11 protein-coding genes are annotated in these 18,226 nt (G+C 72.8%); 5 read left to right on the top strand and 6 right to left on the bottom strand.

The features are described 5' to 3' along the window. Window positions 1-275: 275 nt before the first annotated feature. The 4 genes from ABD901_RS14395 to mfd all read right to left on the bottom strand — a co-directional run bounded on the left by ABD901_RS14395 (window position 276) and on the right by mfd (window position 7,366). Window positions 276-1,496, bottom strand: a complete 1,221-nt coding sequence (locus ABD901_RS14395) for a hypothetical protein (RefSeq protein WP_345126112.1) — start codon at window positions 1,494-1,496, stop codon at window positions 276-278. Beyond that, window positions 1,493-2,260 carry an alpha/beta fold hydrolase gene (locus tag ABD901_RS14390; RefSeq protein WP_345126109.1) on the bottom strand — a complete coding sequence of 256 codons (768 nt, stop codon included), beginning with the start codon at window positions 2,258-2,260 and terminating at the stop codon, window positions 1,493-1,495. Before ABD901_RS14390 ends, ABD901_RS14395 begins: the two co-directional genes overlap by 4 nt. 511 nt (window positions 2,261-2,771) lie before the next feature. Continuing rightward, a complete protein-coding gene (locus tag ABD901_RS14385; RefSeq protein ID WP_345126104.1) occupies window positions 2,772-3,734 on the bottom strand; it encodes a nucleoside triphosphate pyrophosphohydrolase in 963 nt (320 codons plus the stop codon). Between the two features lie 38 nt (window positions 3,735-3,772). Then, window positions 3,773-7,366 (bottom strand): transcription-repair coupling factor, encoded by a 3,594-nt coding sequence (mfd, locus tag ABD901_RS14380; RefSeq protein ID WP_345126927.1) that lies wholly within the window; start codon window positions 7,364-7,366, stop codon window positions 3,773-3,775. 240 nt (window positions 7,367-7,606) lie between these two features. Here mfd and ppc point away from each other — a divergent pair, with 240 nt between their 5' ends. Then, on the top strand, window positions 7,607-10,432 hold the full coding sequence (gene ppc, locus ABD901_RS14375) for a phosphoenolpyruvate carboxylase (protein ID WP_345126100.1): 2,826 nt from the start codon (window positions 7,607-7,609) through the stop codon (window positions 10,430-10,432). A 28-nt stretch (window positions 10,433-10,460) separates the two neighbouring features. Beyond that, the gene (gene cysC, locus ABD901_RS14370) at window positions 10,461-11,990 is read left to right on the top strand and encodes an adenylyl-sulfate kinase (RefSeq protein WP_345126921.1); all 1,530 of its coding nucleotides are present in this window, start codon (window positions 10,461-10,463) and stop codon (window positions 11,988-11,990) included. Window positions 11,991-12,000: 10 nt separating this feature from the next. Here cysC and ABD901_RS14365 read toward each other — a convergent pair whose 3' ends face one another. Both ABD901_RS14365 and ABD901_RS14360 read right to left on the bottom strand, forming a co-directional pair. Further along, window positions 12,001-12,789: a patatin-like phospholipase family protein gene (locus ABD901_RS14365; protein ID WP_345126097.1), complete on the bottom strand. Its 789-nt coding sequence runs from the start codon at window positions 12,787-12,789 to the stop codon at window positions 12,001-12,003. After that, window positions 12,675-13,640, bottom strand: a complete 966-nt coding sequence (locus ABD901_RS14360; protein ID WP_345126094.1) for an EamA family transporter — start codon at window positions 13,638-13,640, stop codon at window positions 12,675-12,677. The genes ABD901_RS14365 and ABD901_RS14360 overlap by 115 nt, the downstream gene beginning before the upstream one ends. 118 nt (window positions 13,641-13,758) lie before the next feature. On the opposite strand from ABD901_RS14360, the gene pdxR reads away from it, so the two are divergent. From pdxR to eno, 3 genes are all read left to right on the top strand, one after another. Then, entirely contained in the window at window positions 13,759-15,081 is a 1,323-nt protein-coding gene (pdxR, locus tag ABD901_RS14355) for a MocR-like pyridoxine biosynthesis transcription factor PdxR (protein ID WP_345126091.1), read from the top strand. A gap of 93 nt (window positions 15,082-15,174) precedes the next feature. Beyond that, the gene (locus ABD901_RS14350; protein WP_345126088.1) at window positions 15,175-16,776 is read left to right on the top strand and encodes a DUF885 domain-containing protein; all 1,602 of its coding nucleotides are present in this window, start codon (window positions 15,175-15,177) and stop codon (window positions 16,774-16,776) included. A gap of 93 nt (window positions 16,777-16,869) precedes the next feature. After that, a complete protein-coding gene (eno, locus tag ABD901_RS14345) occupies window positions 16,870-18,147 on the top strand; it encodes a phosphopyruvate hydratase (protein ID WP_345126085.1) in 1,278 nt (425 codons plus the stop codon). The last annotated feature ends 79 nt before the right edge of the window (window positions 18,148-18,226 follow it).

Below are 18,226 nucleotides of genomic sequence, written 5' to 3'. Positions count from 1 at the left end.
GCCGGGCGCTCCTCTCGCGCTGCCTGACGGGGGTCTCCGCCGCCGCCGTGGGCAGTCCTCGCTGATTCCAGCACTCTTCGCCGCGCTCCACCGGACGGACGCGGAAGAGTCGTCGGCATCGCTTAGCAGTACGAGCGTACTGCATCCTCCGGCCGGCCCGCCCGGACCCCCTGGCAAGGAGCGTCGGTGCCGACGATCACACAGAATCATGAAATGTCCGAAATATTCGGCCACGGAGTGGACGGATATTTCGCGACACACGGAACGAGAACCGATCAGCTGGACCAGGAAGGACCCGCCGGAGTGTCGCGGATCTCGACGCCGGAGGAGGACAGGACGTCGCGGAGGGAGTCGCTCAGGGCCCAGTCCTTCGCCGTGCGGGCCGACGTGCGCAGGTCCACCAGCGCGGACACCAACGGCGTGAAGCGGTCCGGGCCGGCGAAGGAGCCGAGGCGTACCAACATCTGGCGCAACGCGGAGCGGGCCTGCTCGCGCTCGTCCGACACGTCCGTGTCGGCGATCCAGTCCTGCAGGGCCTGCTCCAGGTCGAGCGCGGCGGCCACGCAGCCGTCCGCGTCGCGCGACTCGTAGCAGGTGTCGAAGCGCGCCGTCGTCTCCTGCGTCGAGGCGGCCAGCGACGTGAGCGGGGGCGGGTCGGCGTCCGCCTGGTCCTCGGCCGGCGCTGCGGGCGGCAACGAGCTCTCCGCGAAGGACGATCCGTCGGTGAAGGCGGCGAACGGCAGCGTGGTGCCGGCCGGCCACCACTGCGAGACGCCGGCGCGGCGCAGCGTCAGGCCGCCGTTGCCGATGACGCGGACCGTGCGGGTGGCCAGGTCGAACAGGGCCGCGGTGTGCTCGTCGATGCCGATGATGAAGGCGTCGGCCGGCAGCGTGGGCTCCAGCATGGACAGGCGCCGCTCGCCGAGGTAGCAGAACCGCGTGTCGTGGTGGCCGCCCTCGGCGTTGTCGTAGTGCGGGATGAGCACCGCTGGCAGGCCGGTGACCTGGTGGAACAGGTTGAGGCCGGGCACCCAGTGCGGATCGATGCCGGCCTTGTAGATCTCGTAGACGGGGATCGTGTGCGAGCCGAGGGTCAGGGCGGCGGCGCTGGCGAAACAGACGACCTTTCCGGTTTGGAGGGCCTCGGCGAGTACCGACGGAAATTCTGTGTCCGTCCACTGGCGCAGGGCATAGGTCGGGCTGCCCGGACCGGCGAACAGCCAGCCGGCCTCGCGCAGGGCGGCCAGCGCGCGCTCCCGCGGCAGGCCGGGCTCGGGCGTGCTGCGCCAGCCCACGACGGAGAGTCGGCGGCCCGTGCTGTCGGCGAAGTACTTGACGGCCTTGGCGGAGATGTCGTCGGCGTTCTCCTGGAAGCCGTACGGCGTGTCGAGCAGCACGGCCGGGCGGTCGCCGCAGCGCTCGAAGATCTCGCGGTGCGGCTTGACCATCGTGGGCGCGGTCTCGCCGGAGCCCATGATCACGAGCAGCCCGCTCATGCGAGGCTCAGCAGGTCGGCCGCGACGGACGCGGGATGCTGGGCGTGCAGGTCGTGGTCGCCGCCGGGGTACGGGCGGATCTTCACCTCGCGCAGGCCGGCCAGGTCGGGCGTCTTGTTCCCGGCGGGGATCGCGAGCACCGGGACGTTGATCCGGCCGAAGTACCGCTGCGGCGGGTCGTCCCACATGCTGCGCACGATCTGCATGTGCTGCGGGATCGGCAGCCGGCGGGTGAGGGTGTCCCCGGGGCCGGTGGCGAGGTTGAAGATCGTCGCCTCGATCGCCCAGGGCTCCCAGTCCGGATGGCCGGCGCGCAGCCGCTCGCGCAGGTTGGCGGCGGTCAGGCCGTTCACGTCCGGCGGGCGCAGCCGGGCGGCGCAGGACTCCCAGTCGGGGAACTGCGCGGCGAGGTTGATCCAGCCGCCGTCGACGAGCCCGAGGGCTCGCACGCGTTCGGGATGACGAGCCGCCAGCTGTACCACGACATTGCCGCCCCAGGACTGACCGGCGACGACGGCCGGGGCCAGGGCGAGGTCGGCCAGCAGCGCGTCGAGATCGTCGGCGGCGGTCGCGGTGTCGTACCCGTCCGGCGGGCTCGGCGACTCGCCGTGCGAGCGCAGGTCGACCGCGTACGCCGGGTGGCCCGCCGCCGTCAGGTGGCCGGCCACGCCGTCCCACAGGCGAGCGTTGGACGACAGCCCGTGCACGAGCAGGAACGGCACCCCCGCGAGGCCGTCCCCGTGCACGCGAACGTGAAGCCTCATGAAGACGAGCCTAGATCCCGCGGCCCCTGCGGTGCAGTGCCCCGAGCACGCTTTCGACCTTGACGGCGCCGGTCATGGCGGCCGGCGCGATCGCGGCGCACGGCTCGCGGCAGTTCGAGCGCGTCGCCGCCTTCGTCCACCGCTACGCGTCGCGGCGGTTGCCCGTCGCCGCCGACCGGCACCCGAGCTGCCCGTACACGCGCCCGCGACGTCGTCGCAGGACGCGACCCACCGCGCAGAGCATCCGCGGGGTCCGAAGCCCAGGGCCGGGCCGAGGAGCGTCGCGCTGGAGTTCGCGCGCCCGCGGGCGCGTGGCTGTGGGGCGAGGTCGGAAGTGGCCGGCGATCGGCGAATGCCTGTGGACGGGTGATGACGTTGAAGGACCTGGTTGCGGAGTTCGGCGGTGGCCGGGCCGTTTAGACCACCGTAGCCCACGCTGCCAAATTATTGATCTTGGTATTCACTTAACGTGATGGCACGTAACAGAATGTGCCGGGGAGCGGCGCGAGGGTTAGTGGTCGGTGGTGCGTTCGATGGTGCGGACCGCGTCCATGTAGGCGAGGGCGGTCTCGCGCAGAGCGGCCTCGGCGTCCGTGCCGGACTCGCGGGCGCGGGCCACCGTGGCGAGGAGTTCGGCGCCCAGGGAGTCCGGCGGGGGGAGAGGGGCGGTCAGGCCGGCGCGCTCGACGCGCTGCAGAAGCTTGGCGGCCAGGGACAGGGCGGGCTGGGACAAGGCGACGCCGTCGACGGCTGAGGCGCGGGACTTCTCGGTTTTCTTGATCTGTTCCCAGTTGGCGATGATCTCGTCGATGCCGCCGACCGCGGTGCCGGCGAAGACGTGTGGGTTGCGGCGGATGAGCTTGGCGACCAGGTCGCCAGCCACGTCGTCGATGGTGAAGGCGGCGGTTTCCTCGCCCAGGCGGGCGTGCAGGACGACCTGGAGGAGGACGTCGCCCAGTTCCTCGCGGACGGCCTCGGCGTCGTCGTCGCGGATGGCGTCGTAGAGCTCGTAGGCCTCCTCCAGCAGGAAGGGGGCCAAGGTCTCGTGTGTCTGCGCGCGCTTCCACGGGTCGCCGGCCTCGGGGTGCATGAGGCGGTCCATCACCGTCACGACGTCGAGGAGGCGGGCGCCCGGTGGGTCCCACGAGCCGTACAGCAGCTCGAGCTCGGCCAATCCGGGCTCGCGGGCCAGGCGCAGGCCGAGCTCGCGGGCCAGGTCCTCGTCGCCGTCGGGTGCGGCCAGCCAGACAATGGTGCCGTGCTCGGCGATCGCGGCCAGCAGGGCCTCGACGGCAGTAGAGCCGGCCGGGACGTCCAGCAGCGCGACCGAGGCGCCCGCGGCGCGCAGGGCGGCGGTCTGGTCGGACTCGGCCGCGGTGAGCACCGGGTGCGCGCGCACCAGGTCCCATGCCTGCGCGGTCAGAACCCCGGCCGGCAACCGGGGCGACGTTACGAGTAGCACCGCTCGGCCCAAACCGTCGGCCCTCCCAGAGACGAAGAAACGTGCGGGCACTACTTGCTGGCGGGGACGGGGTCGCCGAGGACCGTGGTGAGGAGCTCGGCGGCCCAGTCGAGGAGCTGGGTGTCGCGCATCGGCTCGCCGCCGACGCGGCGGGTCGACGGGCGCGGCAGGGAGACCGTGTCGGCCGCGGCCTTGTACACGGCCTCCGGGTAGAGGCGCTTCAGGCGCATCTGCTTGGAGTCGGGCAGCGGCAGCGGGCCGAAGCGGACGTGCTTGCCCTGCAGGGACACGTCCGTCAGGCCGTAGGCGCGGGCCAGGAAGCGGAAGCGGGCGACCGCGAGCAGGTTGGCCACCGGCAGGGGCGGCTCGCCGTAGCGGTCGCGCATCTCGGCGACGATCTCGTCGAGGGCGGCGTTGTCCTTGGCCCCGGCGATCTTGCGGTAGATCTCCAGGCGGAGGCGCTCGGCCGAGATGTACTCCAGCGGGAGGTGGGCGTCGACCGGCAGGTCGATCTTGACGTCGGGCTCCTCCTCCTCGGGGCGCTCGCCCTTGAACTGCTGGACCGCCTCGCCGACCATGCGCACGTAGAGGTCGAAGCCGACGCCCTCGATGTGGCCGGACTGCTCGCCGCCGAGCAGGTTGCCGGCGCCGCGGATCTCCAGGTCCTTCATCGCCACATACATGCCGGCGCCGAGCTCGGTGTGCTGGGCGATCGTGGCCAGCCGCTCGTGCGCGTGCTCGGTCAGCGGCTTCTCCGGCGGGTAGAGGAAGTAGGCGTAGGCCCGCTCGCGGCCACGGCCCACCCGGCCGCGGATCTGGTGCAGCTGTGCCAGGCCGAGCAGGTCGGCGCGCTCGACGATCAGGGTGTTGGCGTTGGGGATGTCGATGCCGCTCTCCACGATCGTGGTGCAGACGAGGACGTCGTACTCCTTCTCCCAGAAGCCCACCATGATCTTCTCGAGGGCCTCCTCGCCCATCTGGCCGTGTGCGACCGCGATGCGGGCCTCGGGCACCAGCTCGCGCAGCCGCCGCGCGGCGCGCTCGATCGACTCGACCCGGTTGTGCAGGTAGAAGACCTGGCCGTCGCGCAGCAGCTCGCGGTGGATGGCCGCGGCGACCTGCTTGTCGTCCTGCGCGCCGACGAACGTGAGCACCGGGTGGCGCTCCTCCGGCGGCGTGGCGATGGTCGACATCTCGCGGATGCCGGTGATCGCCATCTCCAGGGTGCGGGGGATCGGGGTGGCCGACATGGTCAGCACGTCGACCGAGGCCCGCAGCTGCTTGAGGAACTCCTTGTGCTCGACGCCGAAGCGCTGCTCCTCGTCGACGATCACGAGGCCGAGCTGCTTGAACCGGGTCGCGGTCTGCAGCAGCCGGTGCGTGCCGATGACGATGTCGACGGTGCCGTCGGTGACCTTCTCCATGGTCACCTTCGTCTCGGTCGGGGTCTGGAAGCGCGACAGCTGCCGCACCTCGACCGGGAACTGCGCGACCCGCTCGGAGAACGTGTTGAAATGCTGCTGGGCCAGCAGCGTGGTCGGCACCAGCACGGCGACCTGCTTGCCGTCCTGCACCGCCTTGAACGCCGCCCGCACCGCGATCTCGGTCTTGCCGTAGCCGACGTCGCCGCAGATGAGCCGGTCCATCGGGACCGCCTTCTCCATGTCGGCCTTGACCTCCTCGATCGCGGCCAGCTGGTCGGGGGTCTCGTGGTAGGGGAAGGCGTCCTCCAGCTCGCGCTGCCAGGGCGTGTCGGGGCCGAAGGCGTGGCCCTGCGAGTTCTGCCGGACGGCGTAGAGCTGGATGAGCTGCGCGGCGATCTCGCGGACCGCCTTGCGCGCCCGCGACTTCGCCTTCTGCCAGTCCGAGCCGCCCATCTTGTGCAGCGTGGGTGCCTCGCCGCCGACGTAGCGGGAGAGCTGGTCGAGCTGGTCGGTCGGCACGAAGAGCCGGTCGCCGGGCTGGCCGCGCTTGGAGGCCGCGTATTCGATCACCAGGTATTCGCGGTCGGCGCCGTTGACGGTGCGCTGCACCATCTCCACGTAGCGGCCGATGCCGTGCTGCTCGTGCACCACGTAGTCGCCGGTGCGCAGCTCCAGCGGGTCGATCTGGTTGCGCCGGCGGCTCGGCATCTTGCGCATGTCCTTGGTGGACGCGCCCCGGCCGCCGGAGATGTCGGTCCCGGTGATGACGGCCAGCCGGGCGTCCTCGTCGAGGAACCCGAGCTCGAGCGAGCCGGTGGCGACCACGACGACGCCGGGCTCGGGCGCCCGCTCGATCGACTCGACCAGCGAGACGCCGAGGTCGGAGCCGCGCAGCACCTCGGCGGCGCGCTGCGCCGGCCCGGTGCCCTCGAAGACCAGCGCGACCCGCCAGCCGTCGCCGGTGAGCCGCTTGAGGTCGTCCACGACGCGGGCGGTCTCCCCGTGATACAGCGGGACCGCCTGCGCGGAAAGCGTGATCGTCACGGCGTCGTCCGAGACCACGACCGGTGCCGGTTCCTCGCCGACCAGCCAAGGCTCGACGGGAGCAACGGAATCCAGAGCGGCGGCGAACGGGCTGAGCGACCACCACGGCTGTCCGAGCTGCGCCGCCGCGGCCCGGACGTCGCCCAGGTGGCGGAATGCCGCAGCGCCGAGGTCGATGGGCGCCTTGCCGCCGACTGCGGCCGCCGCCCAGCTGGCCTCCAGGAACTCGTCGCTGGTGCGGACCAGGTCGTGCGCGCGGGTGCGGATGCGCTCGGGGTCGCACAGCAGCACGTGGGTGCCGGGCGGCATGGTGTGCAGCACCAGCTCCAGCGAGTCGGTGCCGCCCAGCAGCGCCGGGGCGAGGGACTCCATGCCCTCCACCGGGATGCCGCCGGCGAGCTTGTCGAGCAGCTCCGCCAGCTGCGGGTGGTCGGTGGACAGGGCCGCGGCCCGGGCCCGCACCTCGTCGGTGAGCAGCAGCTCCCGGCACGGCGGCGCCCACAGCCGGTCGACCTTCTCGATCGTGCGCTGGTCGGCGACGGCGAAGGAGCGGATCTCCTCGACCTCGTCGCCCCAGAACTCCACCCGCAGGGGGTGCTCCTCCGTCGGCGGGAACACGTCGAGGATGCCGCCGCGCACCGCGAACTCGCCGCGCTTGGTGACCAGGTCGACGCGGGTGTAGGCGAGCTCGGCCAGCCGCGCGGTGAGCGCGTCGAGGTCGGCCGAGCCTCCGGGGCGCAGCTCGATCGGCTCGAGGTCGCCGAGGCCCTTGAGCTGCGGCTGGAGCACCGAGCGGACCGGTGCGACGACGACCCGCGGGCGGGGTGCCTCGGCGGTCGGGTGCGCGAGGCGGCGCAGGACGGACAGGCGCCGCCCGACGGTGTCGGAGCGGGGTGAGAGCCGCTCGTGGGGCAGCGTCTCCCAGGCCGGGTAGACGGCGACCGAGTCCGGCTCGAGCAGGCAGGTCAGCGCCGCGGCCAGGTCCTCGGCCTCGCGGCCGGTGGCGGTGACGGCGAGGACGGGCCGCTCGGCGGCGATGGCGGCGGTGACGAAGGCGCGCAGGGCGGGCGGCCCGGTCAGGTCGACCTGGTCGGTGTGCCCGGCGCGGGCAAGGTCACGCGCGCGGGTGAGAGCGGGATCGTCGAGGGCTGCGGCGGATAGACCGGCGAGCTTCATGGTGAAATGCACCCAATCTGCACGGCAAAGCGCCCCGCGCCCAGACAGGGCCGGGGTGGTCGAAGTCGTTACCAGCGTATCCGGCGGGTATGACAAAAAAGACGGGGGCAGTTGCTGTTACATGACTCACCGCAGCGCCACCGGCCGTCGCGAGAGCCGATACGATGCCAGCAACGATCAGAAAACGGACAGCGCCGTCCCCCAGCCGAGCCGATTACACGTCCGGAGGGGACTAGAACAATGTCTGCAGAAGCCACCGAAGCGTCAACCGCTGACGCCGCGCTGCGCGCCGACATCCGCCGGCTCGGCTCGCTGCTCGGGCAGAGCCTGGTGCGCCAGGACGGCCAGCAGCTGCTGGACCTCGTCGAGGAGGTCCGCGCGCTGGTCCGCTCCGACCCGGAGGCCGCCGCCGAGCGCCTGCACGGCCTCGACGTGGTCACTGGCACGCAGCTGGCGCGCGCGTTCTCGACGTACTTCCACCTCGCCAACATCACCGAGCAGGTCCACCGCGCCCGTGAGCTGCGTCGCATCCGTGTGCGCGAGGGCGGCTGGCTGGAGCGCGCCGCGAAGCTGATCGCCGACCGCGGCGTCGGCGTGCGCGAGATCGGCTCGGTCGCCTCCAAGCTGGCCGTGCGCCCGGTCTTCACCGCGCACCCCACCGAGGCGGCCCGCCGCTCGATCCTGACCAAGCTGCGCGCCGTCGGCGACGAGCTCGACGCCGAGGCCGTCGCCACCGCGCTGGACGGCTCGCTCGAGCCGGACAAGACCCGCACCGCGCGCACCGACCGCCGCCTGGCCGAGCTGCTCGACCTGCTGTGGCAGACCGACGAGCTGCGCCTGGAGCGGCCCGAGCCCAGCGACGAGGCCCGCAACGCCGTCTACTACCTCGCCGACCTGGCCGAGGGCGCCGCGCCGCAGGTCCTCGACGACCTCTACGAGACGCTGCGCGACCTCGGCGTACAGCTGCCGCCGACCGCCCGGCCGCTCAGCTTCGGCTCGTGGATCGGCGGCGACCGCGACGGCAACCCGTTCGTCACCCCGGCGGTGACCCGGGACGTGCTGCTCATCCAGCACGAGTACGGCATCCGCATGGCCGAGGGCGTGATCGACACCCTGATCGACGAGATCTCGGTCTCCAAGCGCCTGCGCGGCGTGTCGCTGGACCTCTCCGCGAGCCTCGCCGCCGACCTGGACAACCTGCCAGAGCTGCCCGCGCGGTACCGTCGGGTCAACCTGGAGGAGTCCTACCGGCTCAAGCTGCGCTGCATCCGGCTCAAGCTGGGACACACCCGGGCGCGCCTGGCGACCGGCACCCCGCACAAGCCCGGCCGCGACTACCTCGGCACCAGCGAGCTGATCGCCGACCTCGAGCTGATGCGCGCGTCGCTGGCCCGCAACGGCGGCCAGCTCGCCGCCACCGGCAAGCTCGCCTCGGCGATCCGCACGCTGTCCGCCTTCGGCCTGCAGCTGGCCACGCTGGACGTGCGCGAGCACGCCGACGCGCACCACGAGGTCCTTTCGCAGCTGTACCGCAGGGTCGGCGAGGTCGACTACCCGTCGCTGGACCGCGACGCGCGCCGCCAGCTGCTCATCGACGAGCTCAACGGCCGCCGGCCGCTGGCCACCCGCGACACCGGCCTGAGCGACAGCGCCCGCAAGACGTTCGAGGTGTTCGCGGCGATCCGCGAGGTGCAGGAGCGCTTCGGCCCCGAGGTCGTCGAGACGTACATCATCTCCATGACCCAGGGCATCGACGACGTGCTGGCCGCGGTCGTGCTGGCCCGCGAGTGGGGCCTGGTCGAGGTCAGCGCGGGCGCGGGCTTCGGCGGCGCCTCGATGGAGTCGGCGCGCGCCCGGGTCGGCTTCGCGCCGCTGCTGGAGCAGGCGCGCGAGCTGGAGATGGCCGGCGAGCTGCTGGACGACCTGCTGTCGATCCCGGTGTACCGCGCGATCGTGCGCGCCCGCAACGACGTGCAGGAGGTCATGCTCGGCTACTCCGACTCCAACAAGGACGCCGGCATCACCACCTCCCAGTGGATGATCCACAAGGCGCAGCGGCAGCTGCGCGACGTCGCGGCCCGCCACGGCGTGCGCCTGCGGCTCTTCCACGGCCGCGGCGGCACCGTCGGCCGCGGCGGCGGCCCCACCCACGAGGCGATCCTGGCCCAGCCGTGGGGCACGCTGGACGGCGCGATCAAGGTGACCGAGCAGGGCGAGGTCATCTCCGACAAGTACACGCTGCCGGCCCTGGCCCGGGAGAACCTCGAGCTGACGCTGGCCGCGGTGCTGCAGAGCGCGCTGCTGCACACCGAGCCCCGTCAGCCCGCCGATGCGCTGGCGCGCTGGGACTCCGCCATGGAGACCGTCTCCTCCGCCGCGTTCGCCAACTACCGGGCGCTGGTGGAGAACCCGGACCTCCCGGCGTACTTCTGGGCGGCCACGCCCACCGAGCTGCTCGGCGCCCTCAACATCGGCTCCCGCCCGGCGAAGCGGCCCAACGCCGACGCCGGCCTGTCGGGGCTGCGGGCGATCCCGTGGGTGTTCGGCTGGACGCAGTCGCGCCAGATCGTGCCGGGCTGGTTCGGCGTCGGCAGCGGCCTGAAGGCGGCCCGCGAGGCCGGCCTCGGCGACGTGCTGCGCGAGATGCACGAGAAGTGGCACTTCTTCGCCACGTTCCTGTCCAACGTCGAGATGATGCTGGCCAAGACCGACCTGGAGATCGCGTCGCGCTACGTCGAGACGCTCGTGCCGGCCCCGCTGCACCCGATCTTCGAAGAGATCAGCGAAGAGTACGAGCGGACCGTGGCCGAGGTGCTTGCCGTCACCGGCGAGGCGCATCTGCTGGACCGCCAGCCGGTGCTGCAGCGCACCCTCGGGGTCCGCGACAGCTACCTGCAGCCGCTGCACCATCTGCAGGTGACGCTGCTGGACCAGTACCGCGCCAGCAAGACCGCCGACAGCGGAGCCTGGCCCGGCGGCCGGCGCTCCTCGCCGGACCCGGCGCTGGAGCGGGCGCTGCTGACGACGATCAACGGCATCGCGGCGGGCATGCGCAACACCGGATGAGGGCTGTGGCAGGCTTGCGGGCGTGTCAGTGGATGGATGGGTTCTGCCGGACGATGTCTTGCGAGACGCGCCGACTTACACGCCGAAACCGTCCGAGCTCGCGGACCTGGAGTTGCTGCTGTCAGGGGCGTATTCGCCCCTGACCGGCTTCCTCGGCTCGGCCGATCTCATCGCGCTGCGCCGGACCGGCCGGCTGGCCGACGGCACCGGCTGGCCGGTGCCGGTGACGCTGGAGATACCGCGCGCGCTCGCGGAGCAGCTGGATGTGACCAACCCGCTGCGGCGGGTGCTGATCCTCGCCGACCTCGAGGGCGCGCCCGTCGCGGCGCTGGACGCGACCGAGCTCTACCCGGCCCGCAAGACCACGCTCGGCGCCGCCGGGCGGGTCCGACGGCTCGGCGACGGCGGCCACGGCGCGTTCCGCCGCATGCGCCGCACCCCGGCGGAGGTGCGCGGGTCGCTGCCGTCCGGTCGCATCCTCGGCGTGATCGCCGAACGGCCGCTGCACCGACCGCAGCTGGCCCAGATCGCCCGCGCCGCCCGCACGCTCGCCGCACACCTCGTGGTCCTGGTGCCGGTCGACGGGCCCGGGCCCGACGGGCTGGCCCCCGAGGCGCTGGTGCGCTGCGTGCTGGCCGCCCGCGACCGGATGCCGGAGTCGACGATCGTGGCCCTGCCGCTGCCCAACCACGAGGGCGACGACATCCGCGACGCGATGCTGCGGACCCGGGTCGCCGCCGCCTACGGGGTCACGCACCTGCTGGCCTCCAGCGAGTCCATGCTCTCCGGCGGCGGTCTGCGGGTGTTGGTACCGCGGGAGCTGGCCTACGACGGCCGCGACGGCCAGTGGCGGTCGCTGGACGACATCCCGCCCCGGCACCGGCGCCTCCCGCTGACCGTCGCGGAGATCCAGGACCACCTCGACCGGGGCACGATCCTGCCCGAGTGGCACACGCCGCCGGCCGTGGCCCGCGAGCTCACCCGCTCCCGGCCGCCGCGCCGGCAGCGCGGCCTGGTCGTCTTCTTCACCGGCCTGTCCGGCTCCGGCAAGTCCACGATGGCGACCGGCCTGGCCGACTCGCTGCTGGAGACCGGCGAGCGCACCGTGACCCTGCTCGACGGCGACATCGTGCGCCGGCACCTCTCGGCGGGGCTCGGCTTCTCCGCCGAGGACCGCGACACCAACATCCGGCGCATCGGCTGGGTCGCCGCCGAGGTCGGCCGCCATGGCGGGGTCGCGATCTGCTGCCCCATCGCCCCCTATCGCGACTCCCGCGCCGCCGCACGCCAGTTCGCGCACAACGCGGGTGCGGGCTTCGTGCTGGTGCACGTCTCCACGCCGCTGGCCGAGTGCGAGCGGCGCGACCGCAAGGGGCTCTACGCGAAGGCGCGCGCCGGGATCATCAGGGGCATGACCGGCATCGACGACCCCTACGAGGAGCCGCGGGACGCGGAGCTGACGATCGACACGACCAACCTGTCGCAGGGCGAGGCCGTGACGAGGGTGTTGCGGTACCTCGGCAGCAACGGCTGGCTGGATCCCCGCCCAATACCCTGACGCGGGCCCGCTATAAGGCCATGGCGAGCTCCCGGCCCTGACGCTCGGCCGCGGCGAGCACCGGGACCCAGCGCCCGGCGTCGAACACGTTGCCCCCGATCGCCTCCATGGCCGCGTCGTCCGGCTCGATCAGCGCGAACCGCTGGTCGAGCGCGTCGCGCTGCAGCAGCGGCATGCGCGGCGCCAGCACGTACACCTTGTCGTACTCGGCGGCCAGGTCGGCGTTGGTGCGCGAGCGCACGCCGCCGTCCATGTAGCGCGAGCCGTTGACGGGCACGGGCGGGAAGATGCACGGGACGGCGCAGCTGGCGGCGACGGCGGGCACCAGGGGTACACCGGAATGCTCGTCCCAGGCCACCGGCTCGCCGGAAGCGGCGTCCACGGCGGTGACCACCAGCCGCGCCGGCCAGCCCTCGATCGGCAGCCGGCGCCCGAACGCCGCGACCCACGGCTCCGGCGGCCCGACCTCGGCCACGAGCGCGATCTCGCCGATGCGCCGGCGCATCTCGCCCGGGTCCAGGGACTCGTCCTGCAACAGGCCGAACGCGACCATGCCGCGGTCCCAGTCGGCGTTGATGGGCGGGTCGCCGGGCCCGAGCGGCGCCTCGATCGCGGCGGCGGCGCGCGGGTCGCCGAACGCGGCGACGAGCGCGCCGGTCATCGCGCCGGCCGAGGTGCCGAGGATCAGGTCGGCGCGGCCGAGGTCGACGCCCCGGTCGTGCAGTCCGACAAGGATGCCGAGTTGCCAGGCGACGCCGGTGATGCCACCGGCGCCGAGGACGAGCGCGGAGCGTTGCATGCATCCTGCTTAACACGCGCCGCCGCCAATGCCAGTCCCGCGCCGACGAGCAGCACGCCGGCCACCTTCGGCAGTCCAGGCGCCTGCCGGTCCACGACGGCGGTGGTGACGAGGGCGAATACGGGCACAAGGGCGACGAAGAGCCCGGCGCGGTCCACGCCGAGGCCGGCGACCCCGGTGTACCAGCAGACGAACGCGACCACGGTGAGCACCAGCCCGAGGAAGACCAGCGCCGCCGCCTCGGCAGCGTCGGGCAACCGCGGACGTTCCGTGCCGAGGGGCAAAAGCAGCAGCAGCATCGGTACCGCAAGAGCCGTGCTCCACGCCGAGACGCGCACCGGACCGAGCCGCGGCAGCAGGGGCGCGGCCAGCAGCGAGAACGCCGCCTCGCAGCACAGCACCCCGACGGCCGCGGCCAGCCCCGCGCCGTCCGCGTCGCCGAACCCTTCCACCAGCGCCGCACCGCCCACGACCACGCCGGCGGCGGCGAGCAGCCGCGGCGCCGGACGCCGCCGCTCCTGCAGCGGCCCCAGCAGCGCCAGCAGCAGCGGGCTCACCCCGACGATGGTTCCGATGACCGCGGGCTCGGCGTGCCGCAGCGCGAAGAGCAGCAGGACGTTGAACGTCACGAGCCCGGTGGCGGCGACGAGCGCCAGCCGCGCGAGCTCCCGCCGGGTCGGCCGCAGTTTCGGCTGACGGCTTGCGAGTGCGAACAACGCCAGCGCGGCGAGCGCGTAGCGAACGGCCTGCCCGGTGAGGACCGGGTAGTCGACGATCGAACGGCTCACGGTGAAGGAGGCGCCGAGGATCGCGCAGGTCAGCACGCAGTACAACGCGTAGCGGCGGTTCATGTTCAGGAACTTACGAGCGCCAGTGGTCCACGCTACAGTGCCACCGGACGCTGCTTTTAGGGGGCCACTTTTGTCGGTTTGGGAGGCGTTGGTCGAGCTTGACCGGACCCGCCCACGGGTGGGCGACCAGCTCGTCGGCGCGCTGCGCGAGGCGATCACGGCCGGCCGCCTCGCTCCCGGCACCCGCCTGCCCTCCACCCGCGACCTCGCCGCCGACCTGGGTGTGTCCCGCGGCCTGGTGGTCGGCGCCTACGAGCAGCTCGCCGCCGAGGGCCGCCTGGTGTCGCGCCGCGGCTCCGGCACCGTGGTCGCCGAGGTCGTCGCGGCGGTGCCCCGCCAGCGGGGCGACCTCGTCGAGCGCCGGACCGCCGTGGCGCCGTTGCGGCCCGGCGTCCCCGACCTGGGCGCCTTCCCGCGCACCGCGTGGCGCCGTGCCTACGAGACCGCGTTGACCAGCGCCCTGGACGCCGACTTCGACTACGGCGACGCCACGGGCGTGCCCAGGCTGCGCTCGGAGCTGGCCGGCTATCTGGGCCGCGTCCGCGCCGCCCTCGTCCCGCCCGAGGGCCTCATCGTCACCGCCGGCGTGACGCAGGCCCTGGCCCTGCTGGCCCGGGTGCTCCTGGCCCGGGGCACCCGCCGCATCGCCCTGGAGGACCCTGGCCCCGCGGCCCTGCGCGACCACCTGCATCGCCTGGGCCTGGACGTGGTCCCCGTCCCGGTCGACGCCGACGGGGTGGACGTCGGCGCGTTGTCCCGCACGCGCGCCCGCGCGGTCGTGCTCACCCCCGCACACCAGTTCCCGACGGGCGTGGTCCTGGCGCCGGCCCGCCGGGCCGAGGTGATTGCCTGGGCCCGCCGCGTCGACGGCCTGGTGGTCGAGGACGACTACGACGCGGAGTACCGCTACGACCGTGAGCCCGTGGCCTGCCTGCAGGGCCTGGCACCCGACCACGTCGCCCTGGTCGGCTCGGTCAGCAAGGTCCTGGCCCCCGGCCTCCGCCTGGGCTGGCTGGCGGCACCCACGCAGTGGACCCCCGACCTGTGCGCCGCGAAGCACGACGCCGACAACGGCGGCCCCGCCCTGCAGCAGCTCGCGTTCGCGGAGTTCCTGGCCGGCGGCGGCTACGACCGTCACCTGCGCAGGGCTCGCCGCCTGCACCGCGAGCGCCGCGACGCCGTGGTCGCCGCCCTGCGCCGTCACCTGCCGAGGGCGCGGATCGGCGGCATCGCGGCCGGCCTGCACCTGGTGATCGAGCTCCCGCCGGGCACGGACGACGTGGCGGTGGCGGAGCGCGCGGCAACGGCGGGTCTGGGCCCCTTGGCCCTGTCGACGCTGCGCATGCGAAAGGGCGGCTCCTGCGGCCTGGTGCTGGGCTACGCCGCACACACCCCGCACGAGCTCACGACGGCGGTCCGCAAACTGGCCACGCTGATCTGACGGCACCTCCTGCGGCGAAGGGTGCGAAGAAAGGGGCCGTGTTCGTCGTGGTGCGGCGAAGGGGAGGCGTGGGCACGGGATAACGTCGACGGCATGTCGCAGGATTTCGTGCCACTTGCCGAGCACATCGCCGACGCGCTGCTCGAGTGTGCGCCCGGCCTCGCCGCCAGTGCGGGCGATCACCGGTTCGACGATCGGCTGCCCGACTACTCCGCGGAGGGTGTGGCGGCCGACGTCGACATGCTGCGCGACGCCTCCGCGGCGCTCAGCCAGGTCGACGTCGACGAGCTCGACGTCCAGGACCAGGTCGACCATGCCGTGCTGCTCGCGCGGGTCGAGCGGATGCTGTTCGAGCGCACCGAGATCCGCGAGCACGAGTGGAACCCGCTGGTGCACAACCCCGGCGGGCTGCTGCACGGGCTGATCTCGCGGCCCTTCGCGCCGGCCGAGGAGCGGCTCGTGTCGATCGCCGCGCGGCTGGCCGCGGTTCCCGATGCTCTCGCCACGGCGCGCGAGGTGCTCGGTGACGCGCCGCGGGTGCATATTGAGACGGCGATCGGGCAGTTCGGCGGCACTTCGCGGCTGGTGCGCGACGAGCTGGGGGAGCTGTTCAAGGAGGCGCCGGGCATGGCCGAGCTGGTCGCGCCGGTGCAGGAGCGGGCCGCGGCCGAGCTCGACGCGTTCGCCGAGTGGCTGCGCGGGCGGCTCGACGGGGCCGAGCGCGACCCGCGGCTCGGGCGGCGGCTGTGGGAGGCGCGGCTCTGGCACACCCTGGACACCGAGCTCGGCGCGCGGACCGTGCTGGAGCGGGCCGAGGCCAACCTCGAGCGGGTGGGTGAGGAGCTGAAGGCCGTCGCGGCCGAGCTCACGAAAGACGGGACGGTGCGGGAGGCGCTCGCGCGGGCCGCGGCGGACGTGCCGGACAACGACACGATCGTCGAGCTGGCCAAGGTGTCGCTGGACGAGGCGACGGCGTTCGTGCGGGAGCACGACCTCGTCACCCTCATCGACGACCCGCTGGTCATCATGGAGATGCCCGAGTTCGCGCGCGGTGTCGCCGTCGCATACTGCGACCCGCCGGGGCTGCTGGAGCCGGCCGAGCTGCCGACGTTCTTCTGCATCTCGCCCACGCCGGCGGACTGGTCGGACGAGCGGGTGGCCTCGTTCTACCGCGAGTACAACAGCCACATGCTGCGCGACCTCACCGTGCACGAGGCGACGCCGGGGCACTTCCTGCAGCTGGCGCACGCGCGGCGCTTCCGCGGCCGCACGCGCGCCCGGGCGATCGGGTGGTCGGGGCCGTTCGTGGAAGGGTGGGCCGTCTACGCCGAGGAGCTGATGGCCGGGCGCGGCTTCGGCGGCCTGCCGGTGCGCCTACAGCAGCTGAAGATGCAGCTGCGGATGAGCATCAACGCGATCATCGACCAGCGGGTGCACTGCGACGGGATGAGCGAGGAGGAGGCGATGGCGCTCATGATGGAGCGCGGCTTCCAGGAGGAGGGTGAGGCGGCCGGCAAGTGGCGGCGCGCACTGCTCAGCTCGACGCAGCTGTCGACCTACTTCGTGGGCTACACCGAGGTGCGGCAGATCGCGGATGAACGCCCGGCGAACATCACGCTCCGCGACTGGCACGACCGCATGCTCGCACACGGCTCGCCGCCCCCGCGCCACCTGCGCACGCTGCTGGATCTTTAACCCGAAGCGCAAGCAAGATCCGCACGAGCGATAGGCTCAGGGTGCCGCACCGTGGCGGCCGACCAACCTTTTTCGGCAAGGAGTGACACGACAGTGGCCACTATCGAAGCAATCGGCGCGCGGGAGATCCTCGACTCGCGGGGCAACCCGACGGTTGAGGTCGAGGTCGTTCTCGACGACGGCACCCTGGCCCGGGCGGCGGTGCCCTCGGGCGCCTCCACCGGCGCCTTCGAGGCCAACGAGCTGCGCGACGGCGACAGCAAGCGCTACCTGGGCAAGGGCGTCGAGAAGGCCGTCGAGAACGTCAACGAGCGCATCGCCGAGGCCGTGCGCGGCTTCGACGCCACCGAGCAGCGCCTGGTCGACCAGGCGATGCTCGACCTCGACGGCACCCCGGAGAAGTCGGAGCTGGGCGCCAACGCCATCCTCGGCGTCTCGCTCGCCGTGGCCAAGGCGGCCGCCGACTCGGCCGGGCTGAGCCTGTTCAAGTACCTGGGCGGCCCCAACGCGCACGTCCTGCCGGTGCCGATGATGAACATCCTCAACGGCGGCGCGCACGCGGACTCCAACGTGGACATCCAGGAGTTCATGGTCGCCCCGATCGGTGCCCCGACGTTCCGCGAGGCGCTGCGCACCGGCGCCGAGGTGTACCACACCCTCAAGTCGGTGCTGAAGAAGAAGGGCCTGGCCACCGGCCTGGGCGACGAGGGCGGCTTCGCCCCGAGCCTGCCCACCAACGCCGCGGCGCTCGACCTGATCGCCGAGGCCGTCGAGAAGGCCGGCTACTCGCTCGGCAGCGACGTCGTGCTCGCGCTCGACGTGGCCGCCACCGAGTTCTTCAAGGACGGCGCCTACGGCTTCGAGGGCGCCGCCAAGTCGTCCGACGAGATGATCGCGTACTACACGCAGCTCGTGGACGCCTACCCGATCGTGTCGATCGAGGACCCGCTGTCCGAGGAGGACTGGGACGGCTGGAAGGCGATGACCGACGCGCTCGGCAGCCGCATCCAGATCGTCGGCGACGACCTGTTCGTCACCAACCCGCAGCGCATCGCCCGGGGCATCGCCACCCAGACCGCGAACGCGGTGCTGGTCAAGGTGAACCAGATCGGCTCGCTCACCGAGACGCTCGACGCCGTCGACCTGGCCCACCGCGCCGGGTTCCGCACGATGATGAGCCACCGCTCGGGCGAGACCGAGGACACCACGATCGCCGACCTCGCCGTCGCCGTGGGCAGCGGCCAGATCAAGACCGGTGCGCCGGCCCGCTCCGAGCGGGTCGCGAAGTACAACCAGCTGCTGCGCATCGAGGACGAGCTCGACGACGCGGCGCGCTACGCCGGGCGCGGCGCCTTCCCGCGGTACCGTTAATCGATTTCATAGCGGGGGGAGGGGGCAATGCAGCCACGCACGCGCCCAGGCGGGCGCGCCGGTGCAGGCCGCGGCTCTT

The sequence above is a fragment of the Dactylosporangium darangshiense genome (genome assembly GCF_039537565.1).
In the GTDB taxonomy this organism is placed as follows: Bacteria; Actinomycetota; Actinomycetes; order Mycobacteriales; family Micromonosporaceae; genus Dactylosporangium; species Dactylosporangium darangshiense.
Note: the sequence above shows the minus strand (reverse complement) of the source record. Positions and strands in the feature narration are given on the sequence as shown.

What these genes read in the sequence shown, in the direction of transcription:
- ABD901_RS14395 (WP_345126112.1), bottom strand. Translation starts at nt 1,496, where the DNA reads ATGAGCGGGCTGCTCGTGATCATGGGCTCCGGCGAGACCGCGCCCACG.
- ABD901_RS14390 (WP_345126109.1), bottom strand. Translation starts at nt 2,260, where the DNA reads ATGAGGCTTCACGTTCGCGTGCACGGGGACGGCCTCGCGGGGGTGCCG.
- mfd (WP_345126927.1), bottom strand. Translation starts at nt 7,366, where the DNA reads ATGAAGCTCGCCGGTCTATCCGCCGCAGCCCTCGACGATCCCGCTCTC.
- ppc (WP_345126100.1), top strand. Translation starts at nt 7,607, where the DNA reads ATGTCTGCAGAAGCCACCGAAGCGTCAACCGCTGACGCCGCGCTGCGC.
- ABD901_RS14365 (WP_345126097.1), bottom strand. Translation starts at nt 12,789, where the DNA reads ATGCAACGCTCCGCGCTCGTCCTCGGCGCCGGTGGCATCACCGGCGTC.
- ABD901_RS14360 (WP_345126094.1), bottom strand. Translation starts at nt 13,640, where the DNA reads ATGAACCGCCGCTACGCGTTGTACTGCGTGCTGACCTGCGCGATCCTC.
- ABD901_RS14350 (WP_345126088.1), top strand. Translation starts at nt 15,175, where the DNA reads ATGTCGCAGGATTTCGTGCCACTTGCCGAGCACATCGCCGACGCGCTG.